Here is a 25,989-nt window from a genome sequence, read left to right as displayed (position 1 = left end):
GCGACGTCGAAAGCCAGGTCCTGGCCCGCGCCATCCACGCCCATATCCACCGCCGGGTGTTCCTCAACGGCAACAAGACTGTGGTCTTCCCCGCCTCGCCAGGAAGCTACGCATCCGAAAGAATGGGGTGAGCGGGGCTATTCACATTGTCGGTGCCGCGGTCTAGACTTTCCTGACAGGAAACAAGGCGCGCGGCACATGTGATGGACAGCAGCGATACATCGCAAAGACTGACCCAGAATCCCCATGCCCTGCGCGACAATCCGGAAAGAAACCTCGAGGTCGCCATCGGCCGGGTGGTGCGAGAACTGCGCAAGCGCCAGCGCCTGACCGGATCGGATCTGGCGGCGCAGTCGGGGCTTTCGGTCGGGATGCTGTCCAAGATCGAGAACGGGGTGATCTCGCCCTCGCTGGCCACGCTGCAAATGCTGGCCAATGCCTTGCGGGTGCCGCTGGTCCAGCTGTTTTCCGGCTATGCCGAGCCCCGTGGGGCCATGCATGTGAAAGCCGGCGACGGGGTGGAAATCGAGCGCCAGGGCACCCGCGCCGGCCATCAATATCACCTGTTGGGCCATATCGGCGCGAACGACTCCGGCGTCGTTGTCGAGCCCTATCTGATCGTGCTGACCACGGAAAGCGACCGCTTCCCGACCTTCCAGCACGAGGGGATCGAAATGCTGTATATGCTGGAAGGAACGGTCGGCTATCGTCATGGCGAACAGATCTATCGCCTGGAGCCGGGCGATACCCTGCTGTTCGATGCGGACGCGCCGCATGGCCCGGTAGACCTGATCGAACTGCCGGCGAAATACCTGTCGGTCATCACCTATCCACAAAGCCGCTGACAGCGGAAAAGGCCGGGCCCCGCGAGGCCCGGCCCTGGAATGGGCGCGGCATCAGCCGCGCTGATTGGCGACCTGCGCCGGAGAGCCCAGACCATGCGCGGCCTGCGCCGGCACCAGCGCCGCACCTCCGTAAACGCCATCGCCCAGACGATAGCCGACCTCGCCATGCTGGTGGATGTCCAGCCCCTCGGCCTCGGCCTCCTCATCGACGCGCAGGCCGACCAGCGCGCCTGCGATCTTCAGCGCGATCCAGGTCGTCACCAGCGAGACCGCGATGCTGAAGCCCATGATCAGCACCTGCGGCACCATCTGGGTCAGCATGGTGCGGCCCTCGGGATAGCCCAGCCCGCCAAGCGCGGGCGCGGCGAAGACGACCGTCAGCACGCCGCCGACCACCGCCCCGACACCGTGGACGCCGAACACGTCGAAGGAATCGTCATAGCCGACGCGGCGCTTGACCACCTCGACCGCATAGACGCAGACCGGCGCGGTGAGGAAGCCCACCAGCACCGCGCCCATGGGGCCGACGAAGCCGCAGGCGGGGGTGATCGCGACCAGGCCGGCAATCGCACCCGAGGCCAGGCCGAAGGTGCTGGGCCGCTTGCGGTGAATCCATTCCGCCGTCATCCAGCCAAGCGCGCCCCCGGCGCCGCCCAGCATGGTGTTCAGCATCACCAGCGCGCTGAAGCCATTGGCCGCCAGCGCGCAGCCGCCGCAGAAGGCCAGCCAGCCGACCCAGAGCATCGCCCCGCCGGTATAGGTCATGGTCATGTTATGGGGCACCATCATCGTGGTGCCGTAACCCTTGCGCGGCCCGAGGACCAACGCACAGACCAGCGCCGCGATGCCGGCGTTCAGATGGACGACATTGCCGCCGGCAAAGTCCAGAACACCGACATCGAAGACCCAGCCTCCGCCCCATGCCATATGTGCCATGGGCGCGTAGTTGATCAGCAGCCAGACGCCCATGAAGATCAGCACCGCGGCGAATTTCATCCGCTCGGCAAAGGCGCCGACGATCAGCGGCGGGGTAATGGCCGCGAACATCATCATGAACAGCACGAAGAGATATTCCGGCAGCGTCCCCACCATGCTTTCGGTGGTTATCCCCGACAGGAAGAACTTGGAGGTCCCGCCGATGACGGCGTTCAGCGGCGTCTCGGTGTCGAAGCTCAGCGAATAGCCGAAGGCGATCCACAGCACGCAGATCAGCGCGACCGAGGCGAAGATCTGGGTCAGGACCGACAGCACGTTCTTGCTGCGCGCCATGCCCGCATAGAACAGGGCAAGGCCGGGCAGCATCATCAGCATGACGAACAGCGCGCAGGTCGCGACGAAGGCGGTATCTCCGGCGCTCAACGCCGGTTCGGCATCCTGCCCCCAGGCGAGGGCGGGAAACAGGATCGCGGGCAAGGCCGCTACAAGGGCATTCTTCTGTGTCATGGCGAATCCATCATGCGATGCGGGCATCCTCATGATGGGGTGATGGCGCCAAAAACAAAGTTTCCTGTAGATAAAAATAAGATCCTTCCAGGAATATTCCGATTCTGCCGCCATTCCGTTCACCCTGCCCGACTTCGCGCCAGGAACCGAACCGATCCCGCGCCATTGGGCGGGTTCGATCGGGGCCATGCAGGAAGGCCGTAACGGCCAGGAAGCGACACGAATCCGAGGAGATTGCGACGACACTGCCGCAGGTCGGTTCCGTCCCGCCGAATGCTGGCAGCATACAGGTTGGCAGCCCCTCGCCGTCAGTCATCGGGAAAGATCCCGGCCGAGGTCGGCGCGCAGTCGTCGAACCGCGACAGGTAGTCGACGATCAGCGGCCGGTTCACGGCGAATCCCTTGTATTCGGCCAGTTCGTCCGGCAGGTCGCGCAGCACCCGGTGCAGGCGGCGTCCCCATTTGGGCACCGTCACCAGATCCTCCAGCGCCAGCAGATAGCAGCGGATCGGGAAGGCGACGGCGTTCGACCGGGGCATGCGCCAAAGCGTCTGCAACTCCACCCGCAGGTATTGCTTCGCGCCGACATTCCCGGCGGTCAGCGTGCGCTTTTCCGGCCCCCATTTGTGATAGTTCTCGGGGCTGGTATCCAGCCGGGGATTGACCGTCATCGTCCAGTTCAGCCGCCGCACGGGTGCCCCCTGCTGCAGGCTCAGCAGGAATTTCAGGGCGCGCTGGAACACCCCCAATTCATGTGCCTTCGGCACCGGGGCGTGCCATTCGAAGAAGTTCATGCCGATGTCGAAATCGAGGCTCCAATCCGCCTGGCTGGTCACCATGCCGGCATCCATCCACAGGTTGCCCTCGCGCTGGTCCAGCAGGGCATGGTCGCCCTGGGTCTGGCGGGTGATGTATTCCATCGGCCCGCAGGGCAGGCTGGTCGCGTCAAGGAAGATGAAGCGCTGTTCGATCCCCAGCGGCCGGTTGATCCAGTGCCAGCGGTCCCCGTCGCGGTGCAGTTCGAACAGTTCGGGATAGTCCTCGGCCTTCGAGACCATCACCAGTTCCAGGAAATCCCAGCCCGCCAGTTCCATATGCGGCAGCGACTGGCAGCGCAGCGGATCGTCGCGCAGCGTGATCTCTCGGTCGCGCATTTCGGCGACGTAATGTTCGTCCACGTCGAAACGGTGCTGGAACACCGAGCCCGCCGCGCCCCGACGGTGCGGCTCGATATTGACCGAATACATGTAGCTGTCCTGGTCGAAGGGGAACGGAAAGCGCCGGATCGCCGCGGGCGAGTTGTGAAAGGTGTAATCGTCGCGGAAGGTTTCGTCGTTGAAGCGCATGGTCATGCTGGCCCCCTAGCGGTCAAGGGTGAGGTCTTCGCCCTGAAAGCGCGAAACGCAGGGCATGATCTTCTGCTGCGCGGCCTTTTCGGCATCGCTCAGCCAGTGGTCGTGATGCTCGATCCGGCCCTTGCAGGACAGGACGGCGGTCTCGCATTGCCCGCAGGCGCCGCCCCGGCAAAGCCAAGGAGCATCGACCTGCGCCTCTTCCATCGCCTCCAGCAGGCTTTGATGGGGGCCGACGGTGATCGTTATGCCTGACCGCGCCAAGGTGACCTTGAAGGCTGCGCCGGGTGGCGGGGACAGGAAGGCTTCGGAATGCAGCGCGGCCTTGGGCCAGTTAAGGCGGGTGGCGGTTCCTGCTACGGCCTCGATCAGCCCTTCGGGCCCGCAGGTATAGACATGGGTTCCCAAAGGTTGCCCCGCCAGCACCGCGCCGATGTCCAGCCGATCGCCTTCATCGGAGATATGGGCATGGACCTGCGGCAGGTCGGGCAGCAGGCTCAGGCCGGCGGCCTCGGCCCGGCTGCGGGCGCAGTAATGCAGTTCGAACGGCATTTGCAGCCGGGTCAATTGCCGAAGCTGGGCCAGGAAGGGCGTGATGCCGATGCCGCCCGCGATCAACACATGCTTTTTCGCCCGCAGGTCCAGCGCGAAAAGGTTGACCGGCGCGCCCACGCGCAGCAGGTCGCCCACCGCCACATGGGTATGCATGAAGCGCGAGCCTCCCCGGCCGGCATCCTCGCGCCGCACCGCGATTTCATAGCCCGATCCGTCCAGCGGATCCGAGATCAGCGAATAGGCGTTGCGGCGCAGGGTGGCGCCATCGGGCATCTCCACGACCACATGCGCACCGCCGGAGAACAGCGGCAGCGTGCCGCCTTCGGGGCATTCGAAGCGGAAGCGGGTGACGAGGGGCGACAGGGGCGTGACCTCGGCCACGCGTAGCATCCGGGCGGTCATGGCCTGATCTCCTGCACGGGTGGGAGGACGCCGGGGGTTTCGGCATCGACGCAGACGCCCTGAAAAGCGCCCAGGCGGCGCGAATAATGGTCGCGGACGAACAGCGTCAGCCCGCAATGCGAACAGGTGAAGGGATCGGTGGTGACACCCTCGGTGATGCCCTTGCAATGGACGCATTGCATCCGCCGCGCGATCGACCCGCGGTGCTCGGACTGGATGGCGCCGGCGGGTAGGCCGGCGGCCAGCGCCTCGGCCGTGGCCTGCCCGATCAGCCCCTCGGTTCCGGCCAGATAAAGCGTGGTGCCCATATGGGCATCGGCCAGCGCCTTGCGGAACCGCTCCAGGCAGGCGGCATAGCTGGGGCTTTCGTGATAGATCCGCGCGCCAAGCGCCCGCAGCCGCGCGCCATGTGGGGTGCCTGCCGGGATGAAGATCACATGCGCCCGCTCCATCACCGCCGGATCGCGGGCGGCAAGGTCGATCAGCGCCCCCGCCCCCTCGGCATCGGCCAGCATGATCGCGGGCATGGCCCCCTGCGCCACCAGCCCCGCATAGACCGGGCGGCTGGCGATCGAGGGCGAGAATTCGGTTCCTGGCATGGTTTCCCCCTGTTGACGGGAAGGGCCGGGCAACCTGCGCCACCCGGCGGGCGCTTGAGTCAGCCCTTGGCGGTGCGGACCTTCTTTTCCGGATCGAGGAAGGGCATGGAGGCGGTCACGGCAGCGATTTCGCCATGGGTGGCGCAGTTCACGGTCAGCCTGCTGCCTTCGTTCGCGCAATCGACCGGCAGGCGGGCGATGGCCACCGTCCAGCCGTTCAGCGGCGAATGCATCGCCTGGGTCACGACGCCGACCTGCACGCCGTCGCGCAAGACCGGAGCGCCATTGTCCGGGGCCTTGTCGCCTTCCAGCTTCAGGCCCCAAATCCTGAAGCGCTCCCTGCCCTTCAGGCGGTAATGTTCTTCGGCCCCGCGAAAGCCGGTCTTGCCGGGCGATACGGTGAAATCCAGGCCCAGTTCCCACAGCGTATCCCCGCCCGGCTGGTCGTCGAAGGGATACATTTCCGAATTGTCATAGGGAAAGAACAGCAGATAGCTTTCCGTCCTCAGCAGGTCCAGCGTGGTGAACCGGCAGGGGATGATCCCCATCCCGGCGCCCTCGTCCAGGATACGGTCCCAGACCATCGGCGCATCCTGCCCACGCACGAACAGCTCGTAGCCCCGCTCACCGGTGTATCCGGTGCGCGAGATCATGGCCGGCTTGCCGAACAGCGAGGTCTGGATATGGCCGAAATAGGCCAGGTCGCGGATACCGGGCACGTGTTTCGCCAGGTAGTCCACCGCCAGAGGGCCTTGGAGAGACAGGTCGTGCAGGTTGTCATCGAAGCGCACCGACACGTCGCGGCCAGAGGCAGCCATGGTCAGTTGCTCGAACCCCTGCCCCGAGCCATGCACGACCAGAAAGGCGTTGGGCCCGGTGCGATAGATCACGCAATCGTCGATGAACTTGCCGGCGTCGTTCAGCATGCAGGCATAGATCGCCCGGCCCGGCATCAGCTTTTCGACATTGCGCGTGGTGGCACGGTCGATCACATGGCTGGCGGCCGGGCCGGTGACATGCACCTTCTTCAGCCCCGAGACATCCATCAGCCCGGCCTTGGTGCGGATCGCCAGATACTCGGCAACCGGATCACCGTCATAGGACCAGGCGGTTCCCATGCCCGACCAGTCCTCAAGCTTCGATCCAAGCGCGCGATGCCGGTCGGCCAATGCCGAGAATCTCCATGAAGCGGTCATCGTCAACTCCCTGTTTTCACGTTCTTGTTTGCCCCATTGCGGTCAGGGACGTTCCTTTTCCGGGGCATCACGCCACCAGGCGGCCCTTTTCAAGGCAATAGCTTCGGGTGCAGAGCGCGCCCAGAAAGGCCTCGTTCTGCTCGACCAGCAGCATGGTCAGGCGCAGCCGGTCGCGCAGCATCAGAAGCGCCTCGACGATCTCCTCGCGGATCGAGGGCTGAATCCCCTCGGTCGGCTCGTCCAGCATCACCAGGCGCGGCGCGGTGCAAAGGCATCGGGCCAGCGCGAGGATCTGCTGCTCGCCCCCCGAAAGCACCCCGCCCGGACGCTCGGCAATCGGCGCGAGACGTGGGAACAGCGCGATCATTTCCTCGGCCCGCGCCAGCGGCTGGCCGCCGGCCAGGCAGGCCGCCTGCATGTTCTCGCGCACCGTCAGGCGCGGGAAGATCCGCCGACCCTGCTTGACATAGCCAAGGCCCATCCTTGCGCGCCGGTGAACCGGCAGACGGGTGATGTCCTGCCCGCCCATCTCGATCCGGCCATCGGTCGCGGGCAGCGTCCCGCCGATGGTCATCAACAGCGTGCTCTTGCCCATGCCGTTATGGCCAAGGATGCCGACGAATTCGCCCTCGGCGACATTGAGGCTGATGTCGCGCAGGATCGGGATCTGCCCATATCCCGAATGCACTCCGACGAGTTGCAGCATCAGGCCACCTCCCTTCCCAGATAGACGTCGCGCACGCGCTGATCCGACAGGACCTGATCGGCCGGCCCCTCGACCAGGACCGAGCCCTGGTTGAAGACGGTGATGCTGCGCGCGATCCGGCGGATGAAGCTCATGTCATGCTCGACCACGATGACCGAGCAGCTTCGGGCCAGTTCGACCAGCAGGTCGCCCAGTCCCTCGACCTCTTCGCCGGTCATGCCGGCGGCGGGCTCGTCCAGCAGGATCAGCGCCGGGCGCGGGGCGATCACGGTGGCCAGTTCGACCAACTGGCGCTGGCCATGCGCCAGGATGCCGACCTTTTCGGCGGCGAGATGGCTGATGCCGATACGCTTCATCACCTCGTCGCAGCGCCGCCGCGCAAGGTTGGGCGGCAGCGCCCGGACGGCGGCGAGCATGACATTCTCGCGCACCGTCATGGCGTTGAAGACCGAAGGCACCTGGGTCTTGATCCCCATGCCGGCCCGCGCGATCTTCGCGCTGCTTTGGCCATTGATCGACTGGCCGCGAAACAGCACCTCGCCGGAGGTCGGGCGATACTGGCCGGACAGCATGCGGAAGAAAGTGGATTTCCCGGCGCCATTCGGCCCGATCAGGCAATGCAACTCGCCCTCGCGCAGCGAGAGGCTGACATCGCGCACCGCGACGACGCCGCCGAAACGCATGGTCAGGTTGCGGGCTTCCAGCAGGTAGTCGGTCATCGTGCTTCCTCCCCGATCATGGCCTCGCCGGGTTCCGCCGCCGGTGCCGGGCGCCGGAACGCGGCCAATGCCCGGTCGCAGCCGCTCCGCATCAGCGGCAGGATGCCCTTGGGCAGCACCAGGACGAACAGCGTCAGCACCAGCCCCATCACCAGGTTCGGGTCGAGCCAGACCCCGGCGTTCAGCGTGCCCAGCCAGGCCGAGAAGGCCAGCAGCAGGAAGCAGGCCATGACCGGGCCGGCAAGCGTTCCCAGGCCCCCGACGATCACCCAGACCAGCAATTGCGAACTGGTCGTCAGGCTGAACATGTTCGGGCTGACGAATACGCAATTGGCAAACAGCACCCCCGCAAGGCCCGCAAGACCGCCGGCGATGGAAAACACCCCCAGCTTGTAGAGGCGGGTATCGTAGCCCAGCAGTTCCGCGCGCAGCTCGTTTTCCCGCAAGGCCACCACGACCCGGCCGAAATACGTCGCAAGAAGCAGGCGGCAGAGGATATAGGACAGGATCAGCGCCACCACGCAAAGCACATAGATATCTTCAGGCCAGAGCGGGTTGCCGTCCAGATCGTTGAGGATCGGCGTCGAGGGGATGCCGTTGAAGCCGCCCAGGGGCGCCTTGCCGATCTTCCATTCGCTGCCCGAGGTCTGGTTGATGAAGCGATAGAGGATCAGCGACAGGACCAGGGTGATGACGCCCAGATAGACATCGCCCAGCCGGCCCCAGAACATGAAATAGCCGATGGCGGCCGCCATCGCCGCCGCGACCAGGATCGCCAGCAGCGCCGCCGTGGTCGTATTACCGATGTTGAGGGCGAGAACCGCATAGGCATAGCCGCCGATCCCGAAGAACGCGGTCTGGCCAAAGCTGAGGATGCCGCCGAACCCCCAGATCAGCGCCAGCGAAAGCGCGAGGATTCCGAAGGCGCAATAGATCGAGCCCGAGAGGATCAGCGTCATGTCCCCGCCCGAAGGGACGATGAACAGCGCCCAGGCAGCAGCGAGGATCATCGCGACCGCGCCCAGGCGACCCGAGGTGACAAGCGGCGTTTTCATTGCGATCTCCGGAAGAATTTGCTGGTGATCCCCTGGGGCAGCACCCGCAGCAGCACCACCGCCGCCGCAAGCAGCGCCACTTCGGCCAGGACGGGGGTCGCCAGGAAGGTCATGATCCCGCCGACGCCGCCCAGCAGCCCCGAGGCGGACAAGGTGCCCGCGATGATGGCGGGACCGCCTGAGATCACCGTGATGAAGCATTTCGCCAGATAAGAGGCGCCGATGGTCGGCACCACCCCGGCAATCGGCGCGATCAGCGCACCGGCAAGCCCGCTCAGCGCGGCGCCGGTGACGAAGGTGGCGCGGTAGACGGCGCGCTGGTTGACCCCCAGCGAGGCGGCCATGTCACGGTCCTGCATCGTGGCCCGCGCGATCAGCCCGACGCGGCTGTAGCGCATCACCAGATAGCCGGCGATGACCATGACCAGGGTGACGGCGACAAGGAAGAGTTCATAGAACCCGATGCTGAACCGCCCGATGGAAAGGCTGCCGAAGGGCGTCGAGATGCCCGAGACCGAATTGCCGAAGGCCACGGTGACGAGGCCGATCAGAATCAGGCTCACCCCCCAGCTTGCCAGCATCGTGTCCAGAAGCCGCCCGTAAAGATGGCGGATCACCAGATATTCCACGACAAGCCCCACCAGCCCGACCAGCACCGGCGCCAGGATGAAGCACGAGACCAGCAGCGGCACGCCATGCTGGGTGGCAATGACCGCCGTATAGCCGCCCAGCATCAGGAACTCGCCATGGGCGAAGTTGATGACGCGCATCATGCCGAAGATGACGGCGAGGCCTGCGCTGATCAGCACCAGGTTCGCGATGCTGATCGCGGTCTGAAGAAGAATGATCGCAACATAGTCCATGAGAAGCTCCCTGGTGCGGCGGAAACGGGAAATGCGGGCGCCCTATGGCCGGGCGCCCGTGCGGGCCCGTTACTTCGGCACTTCGACCACATATTGCGTCGCATCGGTCGGGTTGACCTTCAGGTCGCAGACCGCCAGCGTGTCGCTGGGCGGTTGCTGCGCAAAGCTTTCCAGCACGACGTAATTGTTGTCGCGCACCTCGGCGATATAGCTGTCGAGCGTGTTGTGATGCGTCTGGGCGTTGATCGTGGTCAGCCCCGCCGGCCCGGCGAAGGAAAGGCCGCTCTCAAGCGCCTCGATCACCGGCTCGCGTTCGATGGTGCCGGCCATCTCGACCGCCTTGGCCCAAAGATTGACGGCGTGATAGGTCATGGCGCCGCCCTCGGTGATCGCATCTGCCTTGTCGCCGAATTTCGCGTAATACTCGGCCTTGAACGCCTCGTTCTCGGGGGTCTGGATCCCATCGAAATAGGCATAGGAGACGATGATTCCGTTATGTTCATCGGGGGTGGTCAGCACCTGTTCGTTGCCGATGCCGAAGGTCGTCGAGGCCATCGGGATCTTGTCCTTCATCCCCGAGGCGACCCATTGGCGATAAAAGGCGTTATGCGCACCGCCCACCAGGACCGACATGATGATATCGGGCTGGGCCGCCTGGATCTGGCGGATGGTCGAACCGAAGTCGTTGACATCGAGCGGGAAGAAATCCGCCCGCACCACCTCGCCGCCGTTTTCCTTGACGAATTTCTCGATCCACAGCGCGGTGATCTGGCCGTAATTGTAGTCAGCGGCCAGCACATAGACCTTCTTGCCGCCGAATTTCTGCATCACATAGGGGGTGAATTTCTCCAGCGTCTGGCCGGGAGTCGAGCCCATGCAGAAGGTGTTGCGATCGCAGACCCCGCCTTCATAAAGCAGGCTGTAGAAATAAAGCGTCCTGTAGCGGTCGAGCACCGGCCGCATCGCCTCGCGCGAGGCGGAAAGGATGCCGCCGAAGACCACAGCCGCCTTCTGGCGCGTCGCGGCCTCGGTCGCATATTGCGCGTAAAGCTGCATGTTCGATTGCGGATCGTAGTTGACCAGTTCGATCTCGCGCCCCAGCACGCCGCCGGCCGCGTTCAGTTTGTCCACGGCAAGGTTGAGGCAATTGATCATCGGGCGGCCATAGATGTCGATGCCGCCCGAGGCGTCATGAATACCGGCGACCTGGATTTTATCGGTCGCGGCAAAAGCGGGACGGGCAAGGAACGGGGTTGCAAGAATCCCTGCGGCACCCAGGCCGAGGAAATGTCTGCGTTGCAGGTCTTTCATAGTGGATTCCCTGTTTTCATTTGTGCTTTTTGGAAGAGGCATTCCCAGCAGGCCAAACTCCGAAGTCCCGAATTTCCGGAGAGCCTTTCGCGACGCTGGCCCATTTTCATGGGAGGGCGCGCAACACCACTTGGCGGCACGATGCTGTGCCTCATGGCTTTGGGCTGACAGATGGCACCTTGTTGTGCCTATGCGCCTTAGTCGAAGACAATGCCGGTGTGACGAACTCGACGCGGCGAACAAGAGCTAAACTTCGCTAACTCGTTATAGAGTGCATCGGCGATCCGAGCCGAATCGGTCAACAGGTTTTTCCGGATCGAGCGGATTTTTCCGGCAGCCGCAATCCAGCATCGCGCCCGGCGTTCAGCAGGCGGGCAGAAGGCAATGCTGCCGCGTAAATTTTGCGCAGATCGTGACTTGTCTTGCGTCGGCTTTGACAGTCGGGGTATCCATTTGCATGGGCTGGCCGTCCCGACCCGGATCTGCGCCTTCGTCGAAGCATCATCCGATGATTCTTTTCCTACCTGGACAGGCTGAAAGCGGCGATTCGCACCCTTTCCGATCTCGCAGTCCCGTCGTCAGCGCGAAAAGGATATTCCGCGGCGCGGCGCATTGCCCATGATCGCAATCCATTGATTTTTATTATGTTTCAGGAAGATTCTCCGCAACTTTCTGCACTTGAAAAAAACGCTTGTCGATCTTGATATTCATCGCGTAGTGTCGAGGAATGCATTCAACAACGAATGCAACAGATCACCATGCGCCCGAAAGCATCAGGTGATCGACCTCCCCTCGATATCAAAGCGAAATCTATGCGCAGGTGCTCATCGGACGGATTCCGTCCTTTGCAGCCTGATTTGCGCAACGCGGATCAAAAGGAAATTCACGATGAGTATGGATGGGGCGGACGCAGGTCCGTCGATGAAACCTGCACGTGCCCGCCTTGCAATTGACGTTGGCGGGACGTTTACCGATATTTTCGTTCTGGACTCGAACGGAAAACAGACCGTTGCGAAAGTGCCCAGCACGGCCAATCCGATCGACGCGATCATGAACGGCGCCGAGGCCGCCGATCTTGACTGGAATGATATCGAACTGTTCACCCATGGGACGACGGTTGCGACGAATGCGCTGATCACGCGCAATTTCAAGCCCGTCGCCATGGTCACGACCGAAGGTTTCCGCGACGTCCTGGAAATCGGGCGCGGCACCCGCGAAGATCCCTGGGACGCCTATAAGGAGGGGACCCCGCCCTATGTGCGCCGGCGCGACCGTTTCGCCGTGCGCGAGCGGATCAATTACCGGGGCGAGATCATCGAGCCGCTGGATGAGGAACGGGCGCGGGAAATCGCGCGCATCCTGAAGAAGCGCGAGGTCCATGCGGTCGCCGTGTGCTTCATCAACGCCTATGTGAACGGCGTCCACGAACAGCGGATGGCCGAGATCCTGGCCGAGGTGCTGGGGCCGGATGTCGCCATCTCAACCTCGCACGAAACCCATCCCGAAATCTTCGAGGACGACCGCTTCTCGACCACCGTGGCGAACACCATCCTCGCGCCGATCATCCGTCCCTATGCCCGCGACATCGCCAGCCGCACCAGTGAGGCCGGATATGAGGCTGATGTCCTGCTGTTCCATTCCGGCGGCGGCGTGATGACCCCGGCGACGGCCGAGAAATACGCCGCCCGCCTTGCCGCATCGGGGATCGCTGCGGGCGCCATCGCCAGCAAGTATTTCGCCGAGCTCTGCGGCTACAAGAACTCCATCGGCCTGGATATGGGCGGCACCTCGGCGGATATCTCGCTGACGGCGGACGGCCATCTGCGCATGACCGACAAATGGGAAGTGGACTGGGGCCATCCGATCTGTTTCCCCTCGATCGAGGTTCTGACCATCGGCGCCGGCGGCGGCTCGATCTCGTGGCTGGACAAGGCGGGATCGCTGCGCAATGGCCCGCAATCGGCTGGATCGGTGCCGGGACCGGCCTGCTACAAGGCAGGCGGAACCGAGCCGACCAATACCGATGCGAACATTATCCTGGGCCGTGTCGGCACCACCCTGGCCGGCGGCAAGAAGTCGCTGGACCGCGAGGCTGCGCTTGAGGCGATGCAGAAGATCGCCGGGCCGCTGAACCTGGATCTGGTCGAGGCATCGCTTGCCACCCTGCGCGTCGCCAATGCCAATATGGCCGATGCGGTGCGCCTGATCTCCATCGCCCGAGGTCACGATCCGCGCGATTTCGCGTTGGTGGCCTTCGGCGGCGCGGGTCCGCTGCATGGCGTCGATATCGCGCGCGAACTCAACATCCCGGTGGTCATCATCCCGCCCAATCCCGGCGTAACCTCGGCGGTGGGCTGCATCCTGGTGGATGTCCAGCATGACGTGACGCAGATGTATTTCGACAATGCCAGCACGGCCGATCCGGCGGATGTCGAAGCCGCGTTCCAGAAGCTGGAAATGGAAGGCCGCGACCGGATGCAACGCGATGGCGTCGCACCCGGCGACATGACCTTCCAGCGCTTCGTGGATATGCGCTATCGCGGTCAGTGGCGTTCGCTGGCGGTGTCGGTTCCCGGCAAGATCACCGCGATGGACGAGGCGCTGGCCATCTTCCATGCCGAATATGAAAAGGCGCACAACTTCCGCCGCGAGGATTTCCCGGTGGAGATCTACCGCCTGACCGTGCGCGCGATCGGGGTCACGCCCAAGCCCTCCTTCCCCAAGGTCGCCATCGACCCGAATGCGAAGGCGGTTCCCAAGGGCACCCGCGAGGCCTGGTTCCACGACCACCCCGCGGCCATGACGACTCAGCTTTACGACCGCGAGGCCCTGCCGGCCGGCGTCACCATCAAGGGCCCGGCCGTCATCGACCAGCTCGACTCGACCACCGTCATTCCGCCGGGCGACGTCGCCTATATCGACGAATGGCTCAACATCCAGATCAAGCTTGGCGCGGCATAAGCGCCTTCCCCCAACCAGCAAGGAGGACGACCGGCATGACCGGCAAGAAGCAAGCCCTGGAACTGTCCGACAAGGGCATCCAGTTCCCCCCGCCCCCCGAGAAGCGCCTGACCGAGTTCAAGTCCGAACTCGACCCGATCACCTTCGAGGTGTTGCGCAACGCCTTCGTCAACATCGTCGACCAGATGGCCGAGCAATTGCTTCGGACCTGCTATTCCTTCGTGATCTACTGCCGCGACTTCTCGTCCGGGCTCAGCGATCCGCAGGGCAACCTGGTGATGCAGGGCACCGGCGACATCGCCGCCCATGTCGGCACGCTGCATTATACCTGCAAGGCGGTGATCGAGGAGTTCGGCAACGACATCAATCCGGGCGATGTCTTCATCATCAACGATCCGTTCCGGGGCGGTAGCCACTTCAACGATACCCGCATCCTGCGCCCGATGTTCTACAAGGGCGAGTTGATCGGCTGGTCGCAGGCCAATGGCCATTGGGCCGACATGGGCGGCGCGACGCCGGGCTCGTTCAATATCACCGCGCTGGACCACATGGGCGAGGGGCTGCGCATCACCCCGGTCCGTATCTGGAGCAAGGGCGTCTGGCTTGAGGACGTGGCCAAGATGATCGCGGCCAATACCCGCAATCCGGGCGACGTGATCGGCGACATGCAGGCCCAGGCCGAGGCGACGGCGGTTGCGGAACGCGAGATCACGCGGCTTTGCGACAAATACGGCGTCGAGACCATCAAGACCGCCTTCCGCGAGGTGCAGGACTGGGTCGAGGTGCTGATGCGCAACCGCCTGGCCGAGCTTCCCGACGGAACCTGGTATGCCGAGGACTATATCGACCAGGACCCGAAGCTGGAGGAGGGCCTGATCCCGATCAAGATCAAGTTCACCATCGACGGCAACCATGCCCATTACGACCTGTCGGGCTCGCATCCGCAGATCTCGACCTTCCTGAACGCGGCCTATGGCGGCTCTTTCGCCGGGATCGTCGCAGGAACGAAATACCAGTTCCCGGACCTGCCGTTGAACTCAGGCCTCTACCGTGCGGTCACGGTCAATGTCGGCGAGCCCGGAACGGTCGTCAACGCGGAATGGCCCAGCCCCTGCGCCGGCTTCTGTTCGGGCCCGTTCGAGAAGCTGATGAACTCGGTCTTCGGGCTCTGGGCGGATATCATGCCCGAACGGACCATGGGCTGCGCCTTCAACCTGGAATACCTGCTGGTCGGCGGCCGCGACACCAGGCTTCAGGGGCGCCCCTATTTCATGTGGTATGACTGGATGGCCGGCGGCTGGGGCGGCCGCAACGGGCGCGACGGCTTCAACGCCACCGCCCCGGTCTTCGGTGCGCAATATGGCATCCAGCCGCTTGAAGGTCAGGAACGGCTGGCCCCGGTGCTGACCAAATGCCACGACTTCGTGCAGGATTCCGCCGGCCCCGGCGAGGCACGCGGCGGGCTTGGCGCCGAGAAGGGCGGCTCGGTCTTTGAGGGCGAGCGGATCGTGGTTTCCTATTGCTGCGACCGCGAGCGTTCGGTGACCTGGGGCATGTGGGGTGGCCTGCCCTCGATCCCGCATGGCGTCTGGCTGAACAAGGGCACCGAGAAGGAGCGCTACCTGGGCTCGATCTTCTCGAACCTGCCGATCGAACTGGACGACGTCTTCACCCGTCCCTCCGCCGGCGGCGGCGGGGTCGGCGATCCGCTGATGCGCGACCCGAAACTGGTCTGCGAGGATGTCGCCGACGAATATGTCAGCGTCGAGCGCGCACGCATCGACTATGGCGTCGTCATCCGGGTGGTGGATGCCGATCTGGCGCAATATGAGGTCGACGCAGCGGCAACCGCGAAGGAACGCGAGCGCATCGCTGCCGCGCGCCTGGGCTGGCTTGACGAAAATGCGGAAGCCATCGCTGCGCGCTATCGCTCGGGGGAGCTGAACGTCATGGATTGCGTCCGGCAATATGGCGTGATCCTCGACTGGGGCAATGGCCAGTTGCTTGCCAATACCACGCAGCAGTTCCGCGAAATGATGAAGCGGCGGGTTGCGCCCTATTGGGGAAAATCGCTTGCGGTGCTGAGTCTGGAAGCCAAGGAACGGGTACAGATCGCCGCGTAACGACGGAGGGGCGGCAAGGCGATCCGCCGCCCCTCCCCGATCAGACCACACCATGGCCGCTTCGGGGTCAGTCCCTTTGTCCGGCGCCCGCTGCCACTGCCACTGCTTGTTTATCGGGCCTATCCACGCCTGAAAACCGGGCATCTTGCATGGGCCATCCGCTAAATCGGAATCGCGGACGGCGCTTTCTTGACCCTTATGCTGGGCACGCCTAGCGTCACGCCATGCCGCCCGGAGCAACGCACCATCGGAAAGCTTGAACTCCCGATCACCTATTCCTTAAAAGGAGGGCCGCACAAGATGAGAAGAGACGATCCAGTATATATCGGGGTCATGTTCTCCCAAACGGGCTGGACCGCCGTGACAGAGAAAAGCATGTTGTCGGCGACCATGTTTGCAATCGATGAGATAAACCAGTCTGGCGGCATCAATGGTCGCGAACTGATCCCCGTATATCGCGATCCGGCAGGAGAACCTGCCGCCTACAAAGCCATGGCGGCGGATATTCTCGCCGATGGCAAGGTAAAGGTCATACTGGGGTGCTACACCTCAAGCCAGCGCAAGGCGGTATTGACTGCCCTGGACAAAGAGGCGGGAATTCTCTGCTACCCGGCCCAATATGAAGGGTTCGAGTATTCCGAAAGCGCAATGTATTTCGGAGCCGTTCCAAATCAGAACAGCCTGCTTCTGGCCAGATATCTTCTCGAAAACCATTCGCCGCGCATATATATCGTAGGATCGGACTATATCTGGCCCCGCGAATCCGGCCGGATCATGGGCGACCTCATCAGATCCGGCGGCGGAGAGGTCTTGGGCGAGCGCTATCTCGGCCAGCAGGCCAAAAGGCCGGAAATGGATTCCCTCATCGCTGACATCATGAAATGCAGACCGGACATCATCTTCAACAATTTCGTCGGTCAGTCCAATCTGGATTTCTACAATGCTTATGCCGGAAATGGGCTCGACGCCGGCCAGATCATGGTTGCAAGCCTGACGACCAGCGAAGCCGATCTGCAGGAAATCGACCCCAAGGCGGCTGTTGGACATATCACGGCAGCGACGTATTTTGCATCACAGGCAAATCCAGCCAACATTTCCCTTCTTGAGCGCTACAAGACAGCGCGTGGCGAGCCTGCGCATACGAATATGTGCTGGGATGCAGCCTATACTCAGACTCATATGGTTGCGCAGGCCATGAGGAATGGCTCTGCCGACAGCGTCGGCTCGATCCGCGCAGGGCTTCTGGGCACTTCCTTCGAGGCACCTCAGGGTAGAGTTGCAATAGATCCATCGAATCTTCACTGCTACGTCTGGCCTAAGATCGGAATTGTACGAAGCGATGGCCAATTTGATATTGTTGCCCAAACGAAGAATGCTATTCGCCCCAACCCATATATGACAACCTACTCCATAAACAGTGACGAAAAGACCGCAGCTGATACCATATCACACACCCCGGAATGGACATGAATGCCTGAGCTTCAGGTGAATGCAGATCGAGATCAATCATGGGCGCACACGCTTTCAGGGCAGAGGAATCCGAGATGCAGGCCGGACGAAGCGAGCCCGCAACCGGCGATAGGGATCGACCAGTCCTGATCAAGGATCTTCGATTACTGAAGATCATTCTTGTTCAACCAGACCGGGGCGGCGATCAGGATCTTCGCTCTCATCTGGTGAGAATTGGTTGCCAGGTGCAGGAAATCTGGCCGCCACCCATTTCCTATGCCGAGGATATCGACATCGTTTTCGTCCTCCTTGATCGGCTGATCGAAAGCAGGCTCTCGTTCCATTGGCAAGCCGAGAATCCTTCGGCGGTTTTGATCGCAGTGATTGACTATGAGAATCCTTTGTCCATCGACCGTCTGTTGAACATGCGGGTGAATGCGGTAATCGGGCTGCCGATCCGACCCTTCGGGATTCTTACCAACCTATTGGCGGCGGTCAACAATCACCGACGAGAACGGCGATTGCGCCAGAGCTTAAGCCGCCTGCAGGCAAAGCTCGAGTCGTCCCGTATCATCGAGCGCGCCAAGCTTGCGATCATGTTGACTGACAATCATTCCGAAAAGGAAGCCTATGGCGTGCTTCGCCAGTTGGCGATGAAGCGCAGAACCACCGTCGATATGGTGTCAGGTGAGATCCTCTCCCGCCTGAACTGGCGTGAAGAGGAAGATACCCTGATGCATGAAGACTACGGTCAAGATCCATAAGGGCGCTTGAAGGATATGTTGTGACGTGTTTCAGGCGCATGGCGCTGCAGCTGACGGGACGATGGTCTTTCGCCGCAAGCTATTCCGGGCGCAGTTGCTGATTGCCGAAACGGCGTCGCAGCCGACCATGCGGTTGTCGGCCGTGAAGGGCGAAGCGTTGCGGCGGCTATTCGATGATCTCGAAGGATCTTCTGGGCTGCTCGACGGCGCGCAACAAGGGCACCTGCGACAACCGGATGAACATCCGCCGCGACGAGCTGGAAGCGCGGGTGCTGAACGCCCTGTGCACCCGCCTTGTCGACCCCGACCTCTTCGCCGAGTTCTGCGACGCCTATACGAGGGAGACCAACCGGCTGCGCATGGAAAGTGGCGCCGGCATCGACAAGGCCGAGACCGAGCTGAAGCGGATCGCCCGCGAGGAGGAGAAGCTGATGGATCTCTACATGCGGGACGCCCTCTCGATCGAGGTGGTGAGGAGCGCGGCGACAAGCTGCGCGCCCGCAAGGTGGAGCTGCAGGACTTCCTCGCCAATGCCGACGAGCCCCCGCCCCTGCTGCATCCCTCGATGGCGCTGCAATACCGGGCACGGGTGCAACAGCTCTACGAGACGCTGCAGGGCGACGACGAGGCGCAACGCATCGAGGCGGCGGAGATCATCCGCTCGCTGGTAGACCGGATCGTGCTGGCGCCGGGGGAGGTCCGGATCGAGATCGACGTCCAGGGCGATCTGGCCGGAATCCTTACGATTTCCGCGCAAAAAAGCCCGGCGAAGGGGCGGGCGGATCGCAAGTAAAGATGGTTGCGGGGGCTGGCTTCAACCTTTGTCCTAACTTCTCGCGGTCGCTGTCGATGTTCGGCTTCCACAAAGTCGAGGATACCGAACAACTCGCCGCGTAGCTTGGCGTGAACCTCGCCGCGTTTCTCGCCCGGCATGAGGACGACCTCCTCGATCAGCGAACGCAGTTCCTCGGCGGCGATACGGCCATCGTCATCGTTATGAAGGGCATCGGAGAACCGCTCCACCCGCTTGCGATAGATGTTCCCAATGTTGGGATGCACGTCCGGCGTGTCGGCGGGTGCCTGCAACTGCCGGGCGATGATCTCCGCCTTCTGGCGTTCCAACTCGTCCATGCGCGCTTTCATGGATGGCTGATACATGCCGTCCTCGATGGCCGCGATAATCCCGGCGATGGCCTTCTCGATCTTCTCCAGCGCCTTGCGATCCTGCTCACCCTGCGCGCGGCGTTCCCGGTTGAGGCGGTTCATTTCCTCGGCGAAGGCGCGCACGGTTTCCTCGACGGCGCGCGAGGAAATCAGCCTGTCCTTGAGACCGGACAGCACCCGTTCCTCGATCTTCTCGCGGATGATGGTCCTGTTGTTGTCGCAGGTGCCGCGCCGGTGATGGTTCAGGCAACCGTAGCGGTCACGCATGATGAGGCCGTATTTGCCGCCGCAGCAACCGCAGGTCAGCAGGCCGGAAAGAAGGGAAACGGGCCGCTTCTTCTCATGCAGCTTTCTGGCCTTGGCCTTTCTGACGCCCTCGGCGGTCGCCTCGAACCGCACGGCAATATCCTTCTGGCGGCTTCTGACTGCCTGCCAGAGCGCATCGTCCACGATGCGCAGATGCGAAACCTCGCTCCTGATCCACTTTTCGGGTGGGTTGATGCGCGACACGCGTTTGCCGGTGGAGGGGTCTTTGACGAAGCGCAGACGGTTCCACACAAGGACGCCGACATATAGCTCGTTGTTGACGATGCCGGTGCCGCGCGAGACATGGCCCCGGATGCTGGTGTCGCCCCATGCGCGGCCAAGCGGGCCGGGGATGCCGTCGCGGTTCAGATCGACGGCGATAGCCTTGGGGCTTTTACCGGACGCGAACTCGCGGAAGATGCGGCGCACGGTATCGGCTTCTTCAGGGATGATCTCGCGGTCGCCTCGGATCGGCTCGCCGTTACCGTCGAACTTCTTCACGACGCGATAACCGTAGCAAAGCCCACCGCCCGCCTTGCCCTTCTCCACCCTGCCCCGCAGGCCCCGGTGGGTTTTCATGGCGAGGTCTTTCAGGAACAGCGCGTTCATCGTGCCTTTCAGCCCGACATGAAGCTCGGAGATTTCGCCCTCGGCCAGCGTGACGATGGTGACGCCCGCGAATTTCAGGTGCTTGTAGAGGGTCGCCACGTCTGCCTGATCGCGGCTGATCCGGTCCAGCGCCTCGGCCAAGAGGATGTTGAACTCGCCGTGCTGCGCATCGCGCATCAGCCGCTGGATGCCGGACCGCAGGATCGTGCTGGCCCCGGAGATGGCCGCGTCCTCGTAGGAACCGACGATCTGCCACCGCTCCCGCTGCGCATGTTCCCGGCAAAGCCGGAACTGGTCCTCGATGGACGCCTCGCTCTGCTTGTCATCGGAATAGCGGGCGTAGAGTGCGGCACGGGTCATGGCGGTGGTCTCCCTAGATTTGCAACAGTGCCCTGAGCTTGGCACGAACGTCGGCGAGCACCACGGCAGTCACCTTGCCCTTGTGCCTGGCCTTGCGCGCACGCCAATCGAGGCTTTTGACCTGATCGACCAGAACCGCGCTTGGCGGGTTCTGGCTGATGACGACTTCAAACGGGTAGCCCTTGAGTTTCGTGGTCAACGGGCAGCAAAGCATCATGCCCCGCAGCCCGTTGTAGCGGGCGGGCGACAGCACCAGAGCGGGACGATGACCAGCTTGCTCGTGCCCGGCCTGCGGATCGAAATTCAGCCACACGATGTCGCCGCTGTCCGGCACCCATCCCGCCATCACCAGACTTCCTTGCCAGCCGGAGCGCCGAAATCCGCCTCGTCATGGAAGGTGTCGGGCGTCATCCCGGACAGCAGCTTGTCGAGATCATAGGAAAGGCCCTGGACAGGTTCGATAACTATCCGGCCATCTTCCTCACGCACCTCCACCGCCTGATCGACATGCAGGTTGGCGGCAGTCATCACCGAATGCGGAATCCGCACCGAGGCGCTGTTGCCCCATTTCTTTATGCTCACTTGCATGGTCACGTCTCCTGTATCTATGATGTAGATACAATGGTGTGTCGTGCGGCCTGTGTCAACAGTGTAGAGACAACTTCTGCCGCTGATGTGGGGTGCGCGAGGCGTGATAATCATTCTTCTTCCGATGGCGCGCTATTGTCGTTTGCGGCCTGCAACGCCTCGAAATGCTCCCGCGCCATCTGCCTGCCGATCAGGCGGGCGATGGTCAGCACCACCCTGTCCAGCCGCTCGGACACATCGGCTTCATTCCCGACCGCTTGCCCGCCGGGCGGGCGATTGTCATTTGCCGATCTCTCTCGTCCGGGATGTTTCCCGTCACCGGCCATCACCGGCCTCTTCCTCTGACCGCCATCCAGCAGGATCGGCGACCCAGCGGTTGATGTCGGACTCATGCCATCCCGTGCCGTTGGCGCTGATCTTCATCTGGGCCGGGAAAGTGCCTTCTGCCATCTTGCGGTAGATGGTGGACCGCGACAGGCCGGTGCGGGAAAGAACGGTCTTCAGGCGGATGATGCGGTCTGGTTGGCGCATGGCTGCACTGCCTCCTGCTGGTGGTTTCTGATGATTGCAGAGACCAGTCAGGGCAACGAATTATCGTTGTGCAATAGTTATTTAGCCGCTGTAGTAGTGTAGCGTAGAAACGGCGGCAAATAGGAAAACCCTACAACCCGAGTCCCCTTCCCCTGCCGAAGTCGATGCCGTGCGAGAAAGCCAGTGCCCGACCGAGGCTGCGGCCCGAGTCGAAATCCATGTCGATGCCGAGTTCGCGCTTGCGGCCGCGCAGCAGGGATTCCATCTGCGCATCGCGCTCAAGGCTCATCGCCATGTTGCCCATCTCCCGGCGCGCGGCCTTGTGGCCGGAGTAGTCACCGACCGCATACTTGTGCTGGCTGTCCCGTGCGAGCTTCTGCCAACGCTCCACGAACCGATCCGCGCGGTGCTGCGGGTCGGTGCGGATTTCCGTCTCCAGTTCCAGGGCGTGGATGGTGCGGACAACGCGACCTGATGCCGCCTCACGGGCAAGACTGTTGTCCTTGTTGTAAGCGGTTTCGGCGTCCTGCCACCCATGGGGGCGCAGTTCGTTGAAAGCCTTGCGTGCCGCCGTAAGATCGCGCCAGTGATCGTCGGACGGCACAAGCCCCTGGCGCTTTTCCTCCAGAAACGCATCCACAGCCCGGGCATGCCGGATGAGAGCCTGGGTGCGGGCGCGGCGCATCGCCGCCTGTGGATCAAGCTCTGCGGTTTCGGCCCCCACCGCCACCTGACGCTGCGCCTCCCCTCGCACACGACCCCTTTCCGGCTCGGTCCCGACTTCACGGCCAGGCGCGCCTTTGTCGGTCTGGTGCAGGCGGCGATCCAGCATCCTATCGACAGCATCGCGCACACCCTCCGGCATCAGCCTGCGCATGATCTGGGCGACACGGGCGCGGAAGGCGATGCCGCGCCGCTCGGCGTAATCCTGCGCCGGGTCGATCTGCTGTTCGTAGTCAGTCGCCATGTCCTTGGCGCGGTCGCGCGACAGGGTGCGGGCAAGCCTGTCCTGACTGGCGAAGTCGTCGCGGCCATAATGCAGGTCCATGCCGTTGCGGTGACGGGACAGGGCGACATAGCTGCCGTGGGCGTCCATGCCGGGCGTTGCCAGAACATGGGTGCGGTCCACCGTCATGCCCTGCGCCTTGTGGATGGTCGCCGCATAACCGTGGTCGATGCGGTCGTAGTCTTTCAGGTCGAAACTGATGCCGCGCCCGTCATCGGTGCGAACCGACATGGAGTGTTCGCTGACCTGTTCGATGGTGCCGAGCGTGCCGTTCTTGACGCCAAGCCCGCGCTCGTTTTGCAGGAACATGACGCGATCACCGGCGGCGAAGTTTCTAGCGCCGCGCTCGACCGTGACGCGCACATCCTCGCCAAGATCGCCCGCCTCCCGCATCCTGTCGCGGGCGGCCTCGTTGAGTTCCCGCACCTCGGCATTGGTATGGGTAAGGATGATGCGGCTGCTGTCGGGCGATGCCTGCCGGTCGCGGTCCCAGCGGTCGATCAGATCTTCCCGCGCCTGCTCGCGTGTCTGCGCCTCATGCACCATGTCGTGCGCGTCATAGGCATGGATCGCATGGCCCGTCCTGCCCGTCGCCAGATCGCGGGTGGCGTCCCGCTGCCAGTCCTCACGCTGGCGGCGCACTTCATGGATTTCCACGCCGCCGTACCGGTCATGAATCGAGCGGAACGCCGCACCTGCTTCGATGGATTGAAGCTGCTGCGGATCGCCGACCAGCACGACCTTCGCGCCTGCTTCGGCGGCATGGGACAACACGCGCTCCAACTGACGTGTGCCGACCATGCCCGCTTCGTCCATCACAAGCACGTCGCGGGAAGTCAGCATATCGCGTCCGTTCTTCCAGCCATGTTCCAGGCTGGCGATGGTGCGCGATGCGATGCCCGATCCGCTTTCCAGATTCTCGGCGGCGATGCCGGACAGGGCAACGCCGCGAACCTCAAAGCCTGACGCCTCCCATGCCTCGCGCGCCACGCCAAGCATGGCGCTCTTTCCCGTCCCGGCATAGCCGACGACAATGCCAAGATCACGTCCGTCCGTGACATGCGCCAGCGCATCGGCCTGCTCGCCGGATAGGACAAGACCGCGCTGTTCGGCCCGCGCCAGAGCGGCTTCGCGGTCCCTGTTGCTGACTTCGTGCAATTCCTTCTCGGCCATCAATTCCGCCGCACGATGCAAACGCTGTTCGGCCTCGATCATGTCGCGGGTGGTGAATCGGTCCTCGCCGCGTCCGTCCTGCCCGAGTTCGACCAGGTCGGGCGCGTTGCGCATCGCGCCCATCACCGCGTTATACTGCTCGATGCCGTCGCTGTGCCGGTGCGCGAACATCGCCATATCCCGGCGCGTGAAGGTCGATTGCTGCTGCGTGATCGCGCCCAGCGCAACGGAAGGATCGGCGATGATCCGTGCGCCGTTGTTCCGCGCGATCTCGCGGTGCATGTCCGCACGGTCAGCCGCTTCGATCCCTTCGCTCTCGATCCGCTGCGCCGGTGCGCCGATCTGGCTTTGTGGCTCAAGCCCGATGCCCTGCGCCTCAAGGCTGCGATGGTCGATGCGGGCGTCTATGTCGAGTTCGGCCAGCCGCTCGTTGACATGCTCGGCCCAACGTTCGCGCCAGCGCTCCACTATCTCGGTGCGGTTCCAGTCCCGCACCTTCTGGCCGAAACCGTTCTCGTCCACGCTGCGCATGGTGAGCATGACATGGGCATGGGGCTTGGGCATCCCATCCTCGCCTATGTCCCAATGCACATTGAGATCGGCGATCATGCCCTGATCGACAAATTCGACTTGGGCGAAGTCGCGGGCAAGCTCGATGCCTTGCGCCTGCGTCATCTCGCGCGGAATGGCAAATTCCACCTCGCGGGCAAGCTGCGCATCCTTCCTGACCTCGAACGCCTCGACATCGTTCCAGAGCCGTTCGCGGTCGCCAAGATGCTCAGGCGCACCTTCCGGCAACATCACCTCGGAATGGACGACACCGCGCTTGGCGGAAAAGTCCTGCACGCGGTCGATGCGCTCGTCGCGCAGCCGCGAGGCCGAGCGGTAGGCGGCGGAGGCCACCGCGCTCGACCCGGCCTTGCGGCCAATGACCTTGACGTGAAGATGATAGATCGCCATCGCGATCAAGGATTGCCACGGCCACGCGCACGTCGGAACGACGTATAAGCGCGCCCTCCCTCGAAAAAATCTCGGGATGGACCGGGCCGTGCCACACAGTCCCGGCAACAATACTGCGTTCTGTCGTCTGCGCAACTATCCTGACCGCATCAACGACTTGCGACCGGGAAAGGACACGACGATGCGGAAACCGAGAGACTATGACGCGGAACTGAAGGCGCTTGATGACAAGGCGCGGGAACTTAAGATGCGAAAGGTGCAGCAGCTTGGCGAACTGGTCATCGCCACCGGGGCCGATGGCCTCACCGCCGACGAATTGGCCGGTGCGCTCGTCGCACTGGCGGAAACCAAGGACGCCGAAAAGAGGGAGGCGTGGGCCAAGCGCGGCGCTGCGTTCTTTCAGGGGCGGTCGCGGCGAACTGCATCAGCGCCTGATCGCAACGCTGGCCGCGCTCTGGCGCAATCGGGCGGCGCGCAACCGGCATCAGGCGGCGCGGGCGCGGCATGATATGCGCACTTGGCAGGTCGAGCGCCGAAGGCGCACGCGGCACCTGATCGAACTCGGCGGCCTCGTCGTCAAGGCGGGCATCGTGGACCTGACCGGCGATGATCGCGCCATGATCTACGGCGCGCTGCTGTGGATGGCCAACAAGCTGAACAGCGAGGACGGCGACCATGCGCGCGATACATGGACGAAACTCGGAAAGATGGGGTTCGATATGGAGCGTCCGGCAGACCCGAACGGCAGAGCGAAGCCGCAGCCGGATCGGGCGTGACCGATGGCGGGCGGCGCGGAGACCTCACATATCGCAGCGCCGCCCGCCATTTTGCTTGACTTTCCACCCTGTATGAGCCGTAACAGACTTCAGTAGGAATCTAGACGGCGGTTCGGGCCGAGACGATCATCGTCCCGATGTTCACTTGTGCGCGAATCGGCCAAGAGGCGGGT

The 25,989-nt window shown here is 63.2% G+C and carries 24 protein-coding genes and 1 pseudogene; 9 read left to right on the top strand and 16 right to left on the bottom strand.

What is annotated here, in order from left to right; genetic code table 11:
• A pseudogene (purU, locus tag IT40_RS29895) lies at positions 1–131 on the top strand (formyltetrahydrofolate deformylase); the annotation flags it as partial.
• Between the two features lie 72 nt (positions 132–203).
• The gene (locus IT40_RS04010) at positions 204–845 is read left to right on the top strand and encodes a helix-turn-helix domain-containing protein (protein WP_036750938.1); all 642 of its coding nucleotides are present in this window, start codon (positions 204–206) and stop codon (positions 843–845) included.
• 51 nt (positions 846–896) lie between these two features.
• On the opposite strand, the gene IT40_RS04005 is transcribed toward IT40_RS04010, so the two are convergent.
• From IT40_RS04005 to IT40_RS03960, 10 genes are all read right to left on the bottom strand, one after another.
• Positions 897–2,288: an ammonium transporter gene (locus tag IT40_RS04005; RefSeq protein WP_036751001.1), complete on the bottom strand. Its 1,392-nt coding sequence runs from the start codon at positions 2,286–2,288 to the stop codon at positions 897–899.
• A gap of 308 nt (positions 2,289–2,596) precedes the next feature.
• Positions 2,597–3,640: a heme-dependent oxidative N-demethylase family protein gene (locus tag IT40_RS04000; RefSeq protein WP_036750935.1), complete on the bottom strand. Its 1,044-nt coding sequence runs from the start codon at positions 3,638–3,640 to the stop codon at positions 2,597–2,599.
• A gap of 9 nt (positions 3,641–3,649) precedes the next feature.
• Complete coding sequence (locus tag IT40_RS03995) at positions 3,650–4,597, bottom strand: PDR/VanB family oxidoreductase (RefSeq protein WP_036750932.1); 948 nt, start codon at positions 4,595–4,597, stop codon at positions 3,650–3,652.
• Positions 4,594–5,196: a dimethylamine monooxygenase subunit DmmA family protein gene (locus tag IT40_RS03990; protein ID WP_036750930.1), complete on the bottom strand. Its 603-nt coding sequence runs from the start codon at positions 5,194–5,196 to the stop codon at positions 4,594–4,596. Before IT40_RS03990 ends, IT40_RS03995 begins: the two co-directional genes overlap by 4 nt.
• A gap of 59 nt (positions 5,197–5,255) precedes the next feature.
• Positions 5,256–6,392 carry an aminomethyl transferase family protein gene (locus tag IT40_RS03985; protein WP_036750924.1) on the bottom strand — a complete coding sequence of 379 codons (1,137 nt, stop codon included), beginning with the start codon at positions 6,390–6,392 and terminating at the stop codon, positions 5,256–5,258.
• 67 nt (positions 6,393–6,459) lie between these two features.
• Positions 6,460–7,098 carry an ABC transporter ATP-binding protein gene (locus IT40_RS03980; protein ID WP_052095731.1) on the bottom strand — a complete coding sequence of 213 codons (639 nt, stop codon included), beginning with the start codon at positions 7,096–7,098 and terminating at the stop codon, positions 6,460–6,462.
• Positions 7,098–7,817 (bottom strand): ABC transporter ATP-binding protein, encoded by a 720-nt coding sequence (locus IT40_RS03975; RefSeq protein WP_036750919.1) that lies wholly within the window; start codon positions 7,815–7,817, stop codon positions 7,098–7,100. Before IT40_RS03975 ends, IT40_RS03980 begins: the two co-directional genes overlap by 1 nt.
• Entirely contained in the window at positions 7,814–8,872 is a 1,059-nt protein-coding gene (locus tag IT40_RS03970; RefSeq protein ID WP_052095730.1) for a branched-chain amino acid ABC transporter permease, read from the bottom strand. The genes IT40_RS03975 and IT40_RS03970 overlap by 4 nt, the downstream gene beginning before the upstream one ends.
• Positions 8,869–9,735: an ABC transporter permease subunit gene (locus IT40_RS03965; protein WP_036750913.1), complete on the bottom strand. Its 867-nt coding sequence runs from the start codon at positions 9,733–9,735 to the stop codon at positions 8,869–8,871. The genes IT40_RS03970 and IT40_RS03965 overlap by 4 nt, the downstream gene beginning before the upstream one ends.
• A 69-nt stretch (positions 9,736–9,804) precedes the next feature.
• On the bottom strand, positions 9,805–11,046 hold the full coding sequence (locus IT40_RS03960) for an urea ABC transporter substrate-binding protein (RefSeq protein ID WP_036750911.1): 1,242 nt from the start codon (positions 11,044–11,046) through the stop codon (positions 9,805–9,807).
• An 888-nt stretch (positions 11,047–11,934) separates the two neighbouring features.
• Between IT40_RS03960 and IT40_RS03955 the strand changes: the two genes are divergently transcribed.
• The 5 genes from IT40_RS03955 (at position 11,935) to IT40_RS28320 (ending at position 19,014) form a co-directional block, all read left to right on the top strand.
• Entirely contained in the window at positions 11,935–14,007 is a 2,073-nt protein-coding gene (locus IT40_RS03955) for a hydantoinase/oxoprolinase family protein (RefSeq protein WP_338117895.1), read from the top strand.
• 35 nt (positions 14,008–14,042) lie between these two features.
• Entirely contained in the window at positions 14,043–16,130 is a 2,088-nt protein-coding gene (locus tag IT40_RS03950) for a hydantoinase B/oxoprolinase family protein (protein ID WP_083539110.1), read from the top strand.
• A gap of 198 nt (positions 16,131–16,328) precedes the next feature.
• Positions 16,329–17,600, top strand: coding sequence for a transporter substrate-binding domain-containing protein (locus IT40_RS27305; RefSeq protein ID WP_084196842.1), 1,272 nt, complete (start codon positions 16,329–16,331; stop codon positions 17,598–17,600).
• Between the two features lie 74 nt (positions 17,601–17,674).
• The gene (locus IT40_RS03940; RefSeq protein WP_166436096.1) at positions 17,675–18,343 is read left to right on the top strand and encodes an ANTAR domain-containing response regulator; all 669 of its coding nucleotides are present in this window, start codon (positions 17,675–17,677) and stop codon (positions 18,341–18,343) included.
• A 173-nt stretch (positions 18,344–18,516) separates the two neighbouring features.
• Positions 18,517–19,014: a recombinase zinc beta ribbon domain-containing protein gene (locus tag IT40_RS28320; RefSeq protein ID WP_147307282.1), complete on the top strand. Its 498-nt coding sequence runs from the start codon at positions 18,517–18,519 to the stop codon at positions 19,012–19,014.
• On the opposite strand, the gene IT40_RS03935 is transcribed toward IT40_RS28320, so the two are convergent.
• The 6 genes from IT40_RS03935 to traA form a co-directional block, all read right to left on the bottom strand.
• A complete protein-coding gene (locus IT40_RS03935; RefSeq protein ID WP_084196840.1) occupies positions 18,944–20,782 on the bottom strand; it encodes a recombinase family protein in 1,839 nt (612 codons plus the stop codon). The two genes, IT40_RS28320 and IT40_RS03935, sit on opposite strands and share 71 nt — an antisense overlap.
• A 13-nt stretch (positions 20,783–20,795) precedes the next feature.
• Complete coding sequence (gene mazF, locus IT40_RS03930) at positions 20,796–21,128, bottom strand: endoribonuclease MazF (RefSeq protein ID WP_036750899.1); 333 nt, start codon at positions 21,126–21,128, stop codon at positions 20,796–20,798.
• Complete coding sequence (locus IT40_RS03925; protein WP_036750897.1) at positions 21,128–21,370, bottom strand: AbrB/MazE/SpoVT family DNA-binding domain-containing protein; 243 nt, start codon at positions 21,368–21,370, stop codon at positions 21,128–21,130. The genes mazF and IT40_RS03925 overlap by 1 nt, the downstream gene beginning before the upstream one ends.
• A 110-nt stretch (positions 21,371–21,480) precedes the next feature.
• On the bottom strand, positions 21,481–21,699 hold the full coding sequence (locus IT40_RS28315) for a hypothetical protein (RefSeq protein ID WP_157034055.1): 219 nt from the start codon (positions 21,697–21,699) through the stop codon (positions 21,481–21,483).
• Positions 21,686–21,901, bottom strand: a complete 216-nt coding sequence (locus tag IT40_RS03915; RefSeq protein ID WP_036750895.1) for a helix-turn-helix transcriptional regulator — start codon at positions 21,899–21,901, stop codon at positions 21,686–21,688. The genes IT40_RS28315 and IT40_RS03915 overlap by 14 nt, the downstream gene beginning before the upstream one ends.
• 130 nt (positions 21,902–22,031) lie before the next feature.
• Positions 22,032–25,040, bottom strand: a complete 3,009-nt coding sequence (gene traA / locus IT40_RS03910; protein WP_036750893.1) for a Ti-type conjugative transfer relaxase TraA — start codon at positions 25,038–25,040, stop codon at positions 22,032–22,034.
• A gap of 76 nt (positions 25,041–25,116) precedes the next feature.
• Here traA and IT40_RS03905 point away from each other — a divergent pair, with 76 nt between their 5' ends.
• Positions 25,117–25,548, top strand: a complete 432-nt coding sequence (locus IT40_RS03905) for a conjugal transfer protein TraD (RefSeq protein WP_243700178.1) — start codon at positions 25,117–25,119, stop codon at positions 25,546–25,548.
• Position 25,549: 1 nt separating this feature from the next.
• Entirely contained in the window at positions 25,550–25,816 is a 267-nt protein-coding gene (locus IT40_RS03900) for a conjugal transfer protein TraD (protein WP_036750880.1), read from the top strand.
• The last annotated feature ends 173 nt before the right edge of the window (positions 25,817–25,989 follow it).

The organism is Paracoccus versutus (assembly GCF_000763885.1).
GTDB classification, from domain to species: domain Bacteria; phylum Pseudomonadota; class Alphaproteobacteria; order Rhodobacterales; family Rhodobacteraceae; genus Paracoccus; species Paracoccus versutus.
This window is presented reverse-complemented; position numbering and strand designations above follow the sequence as displayed.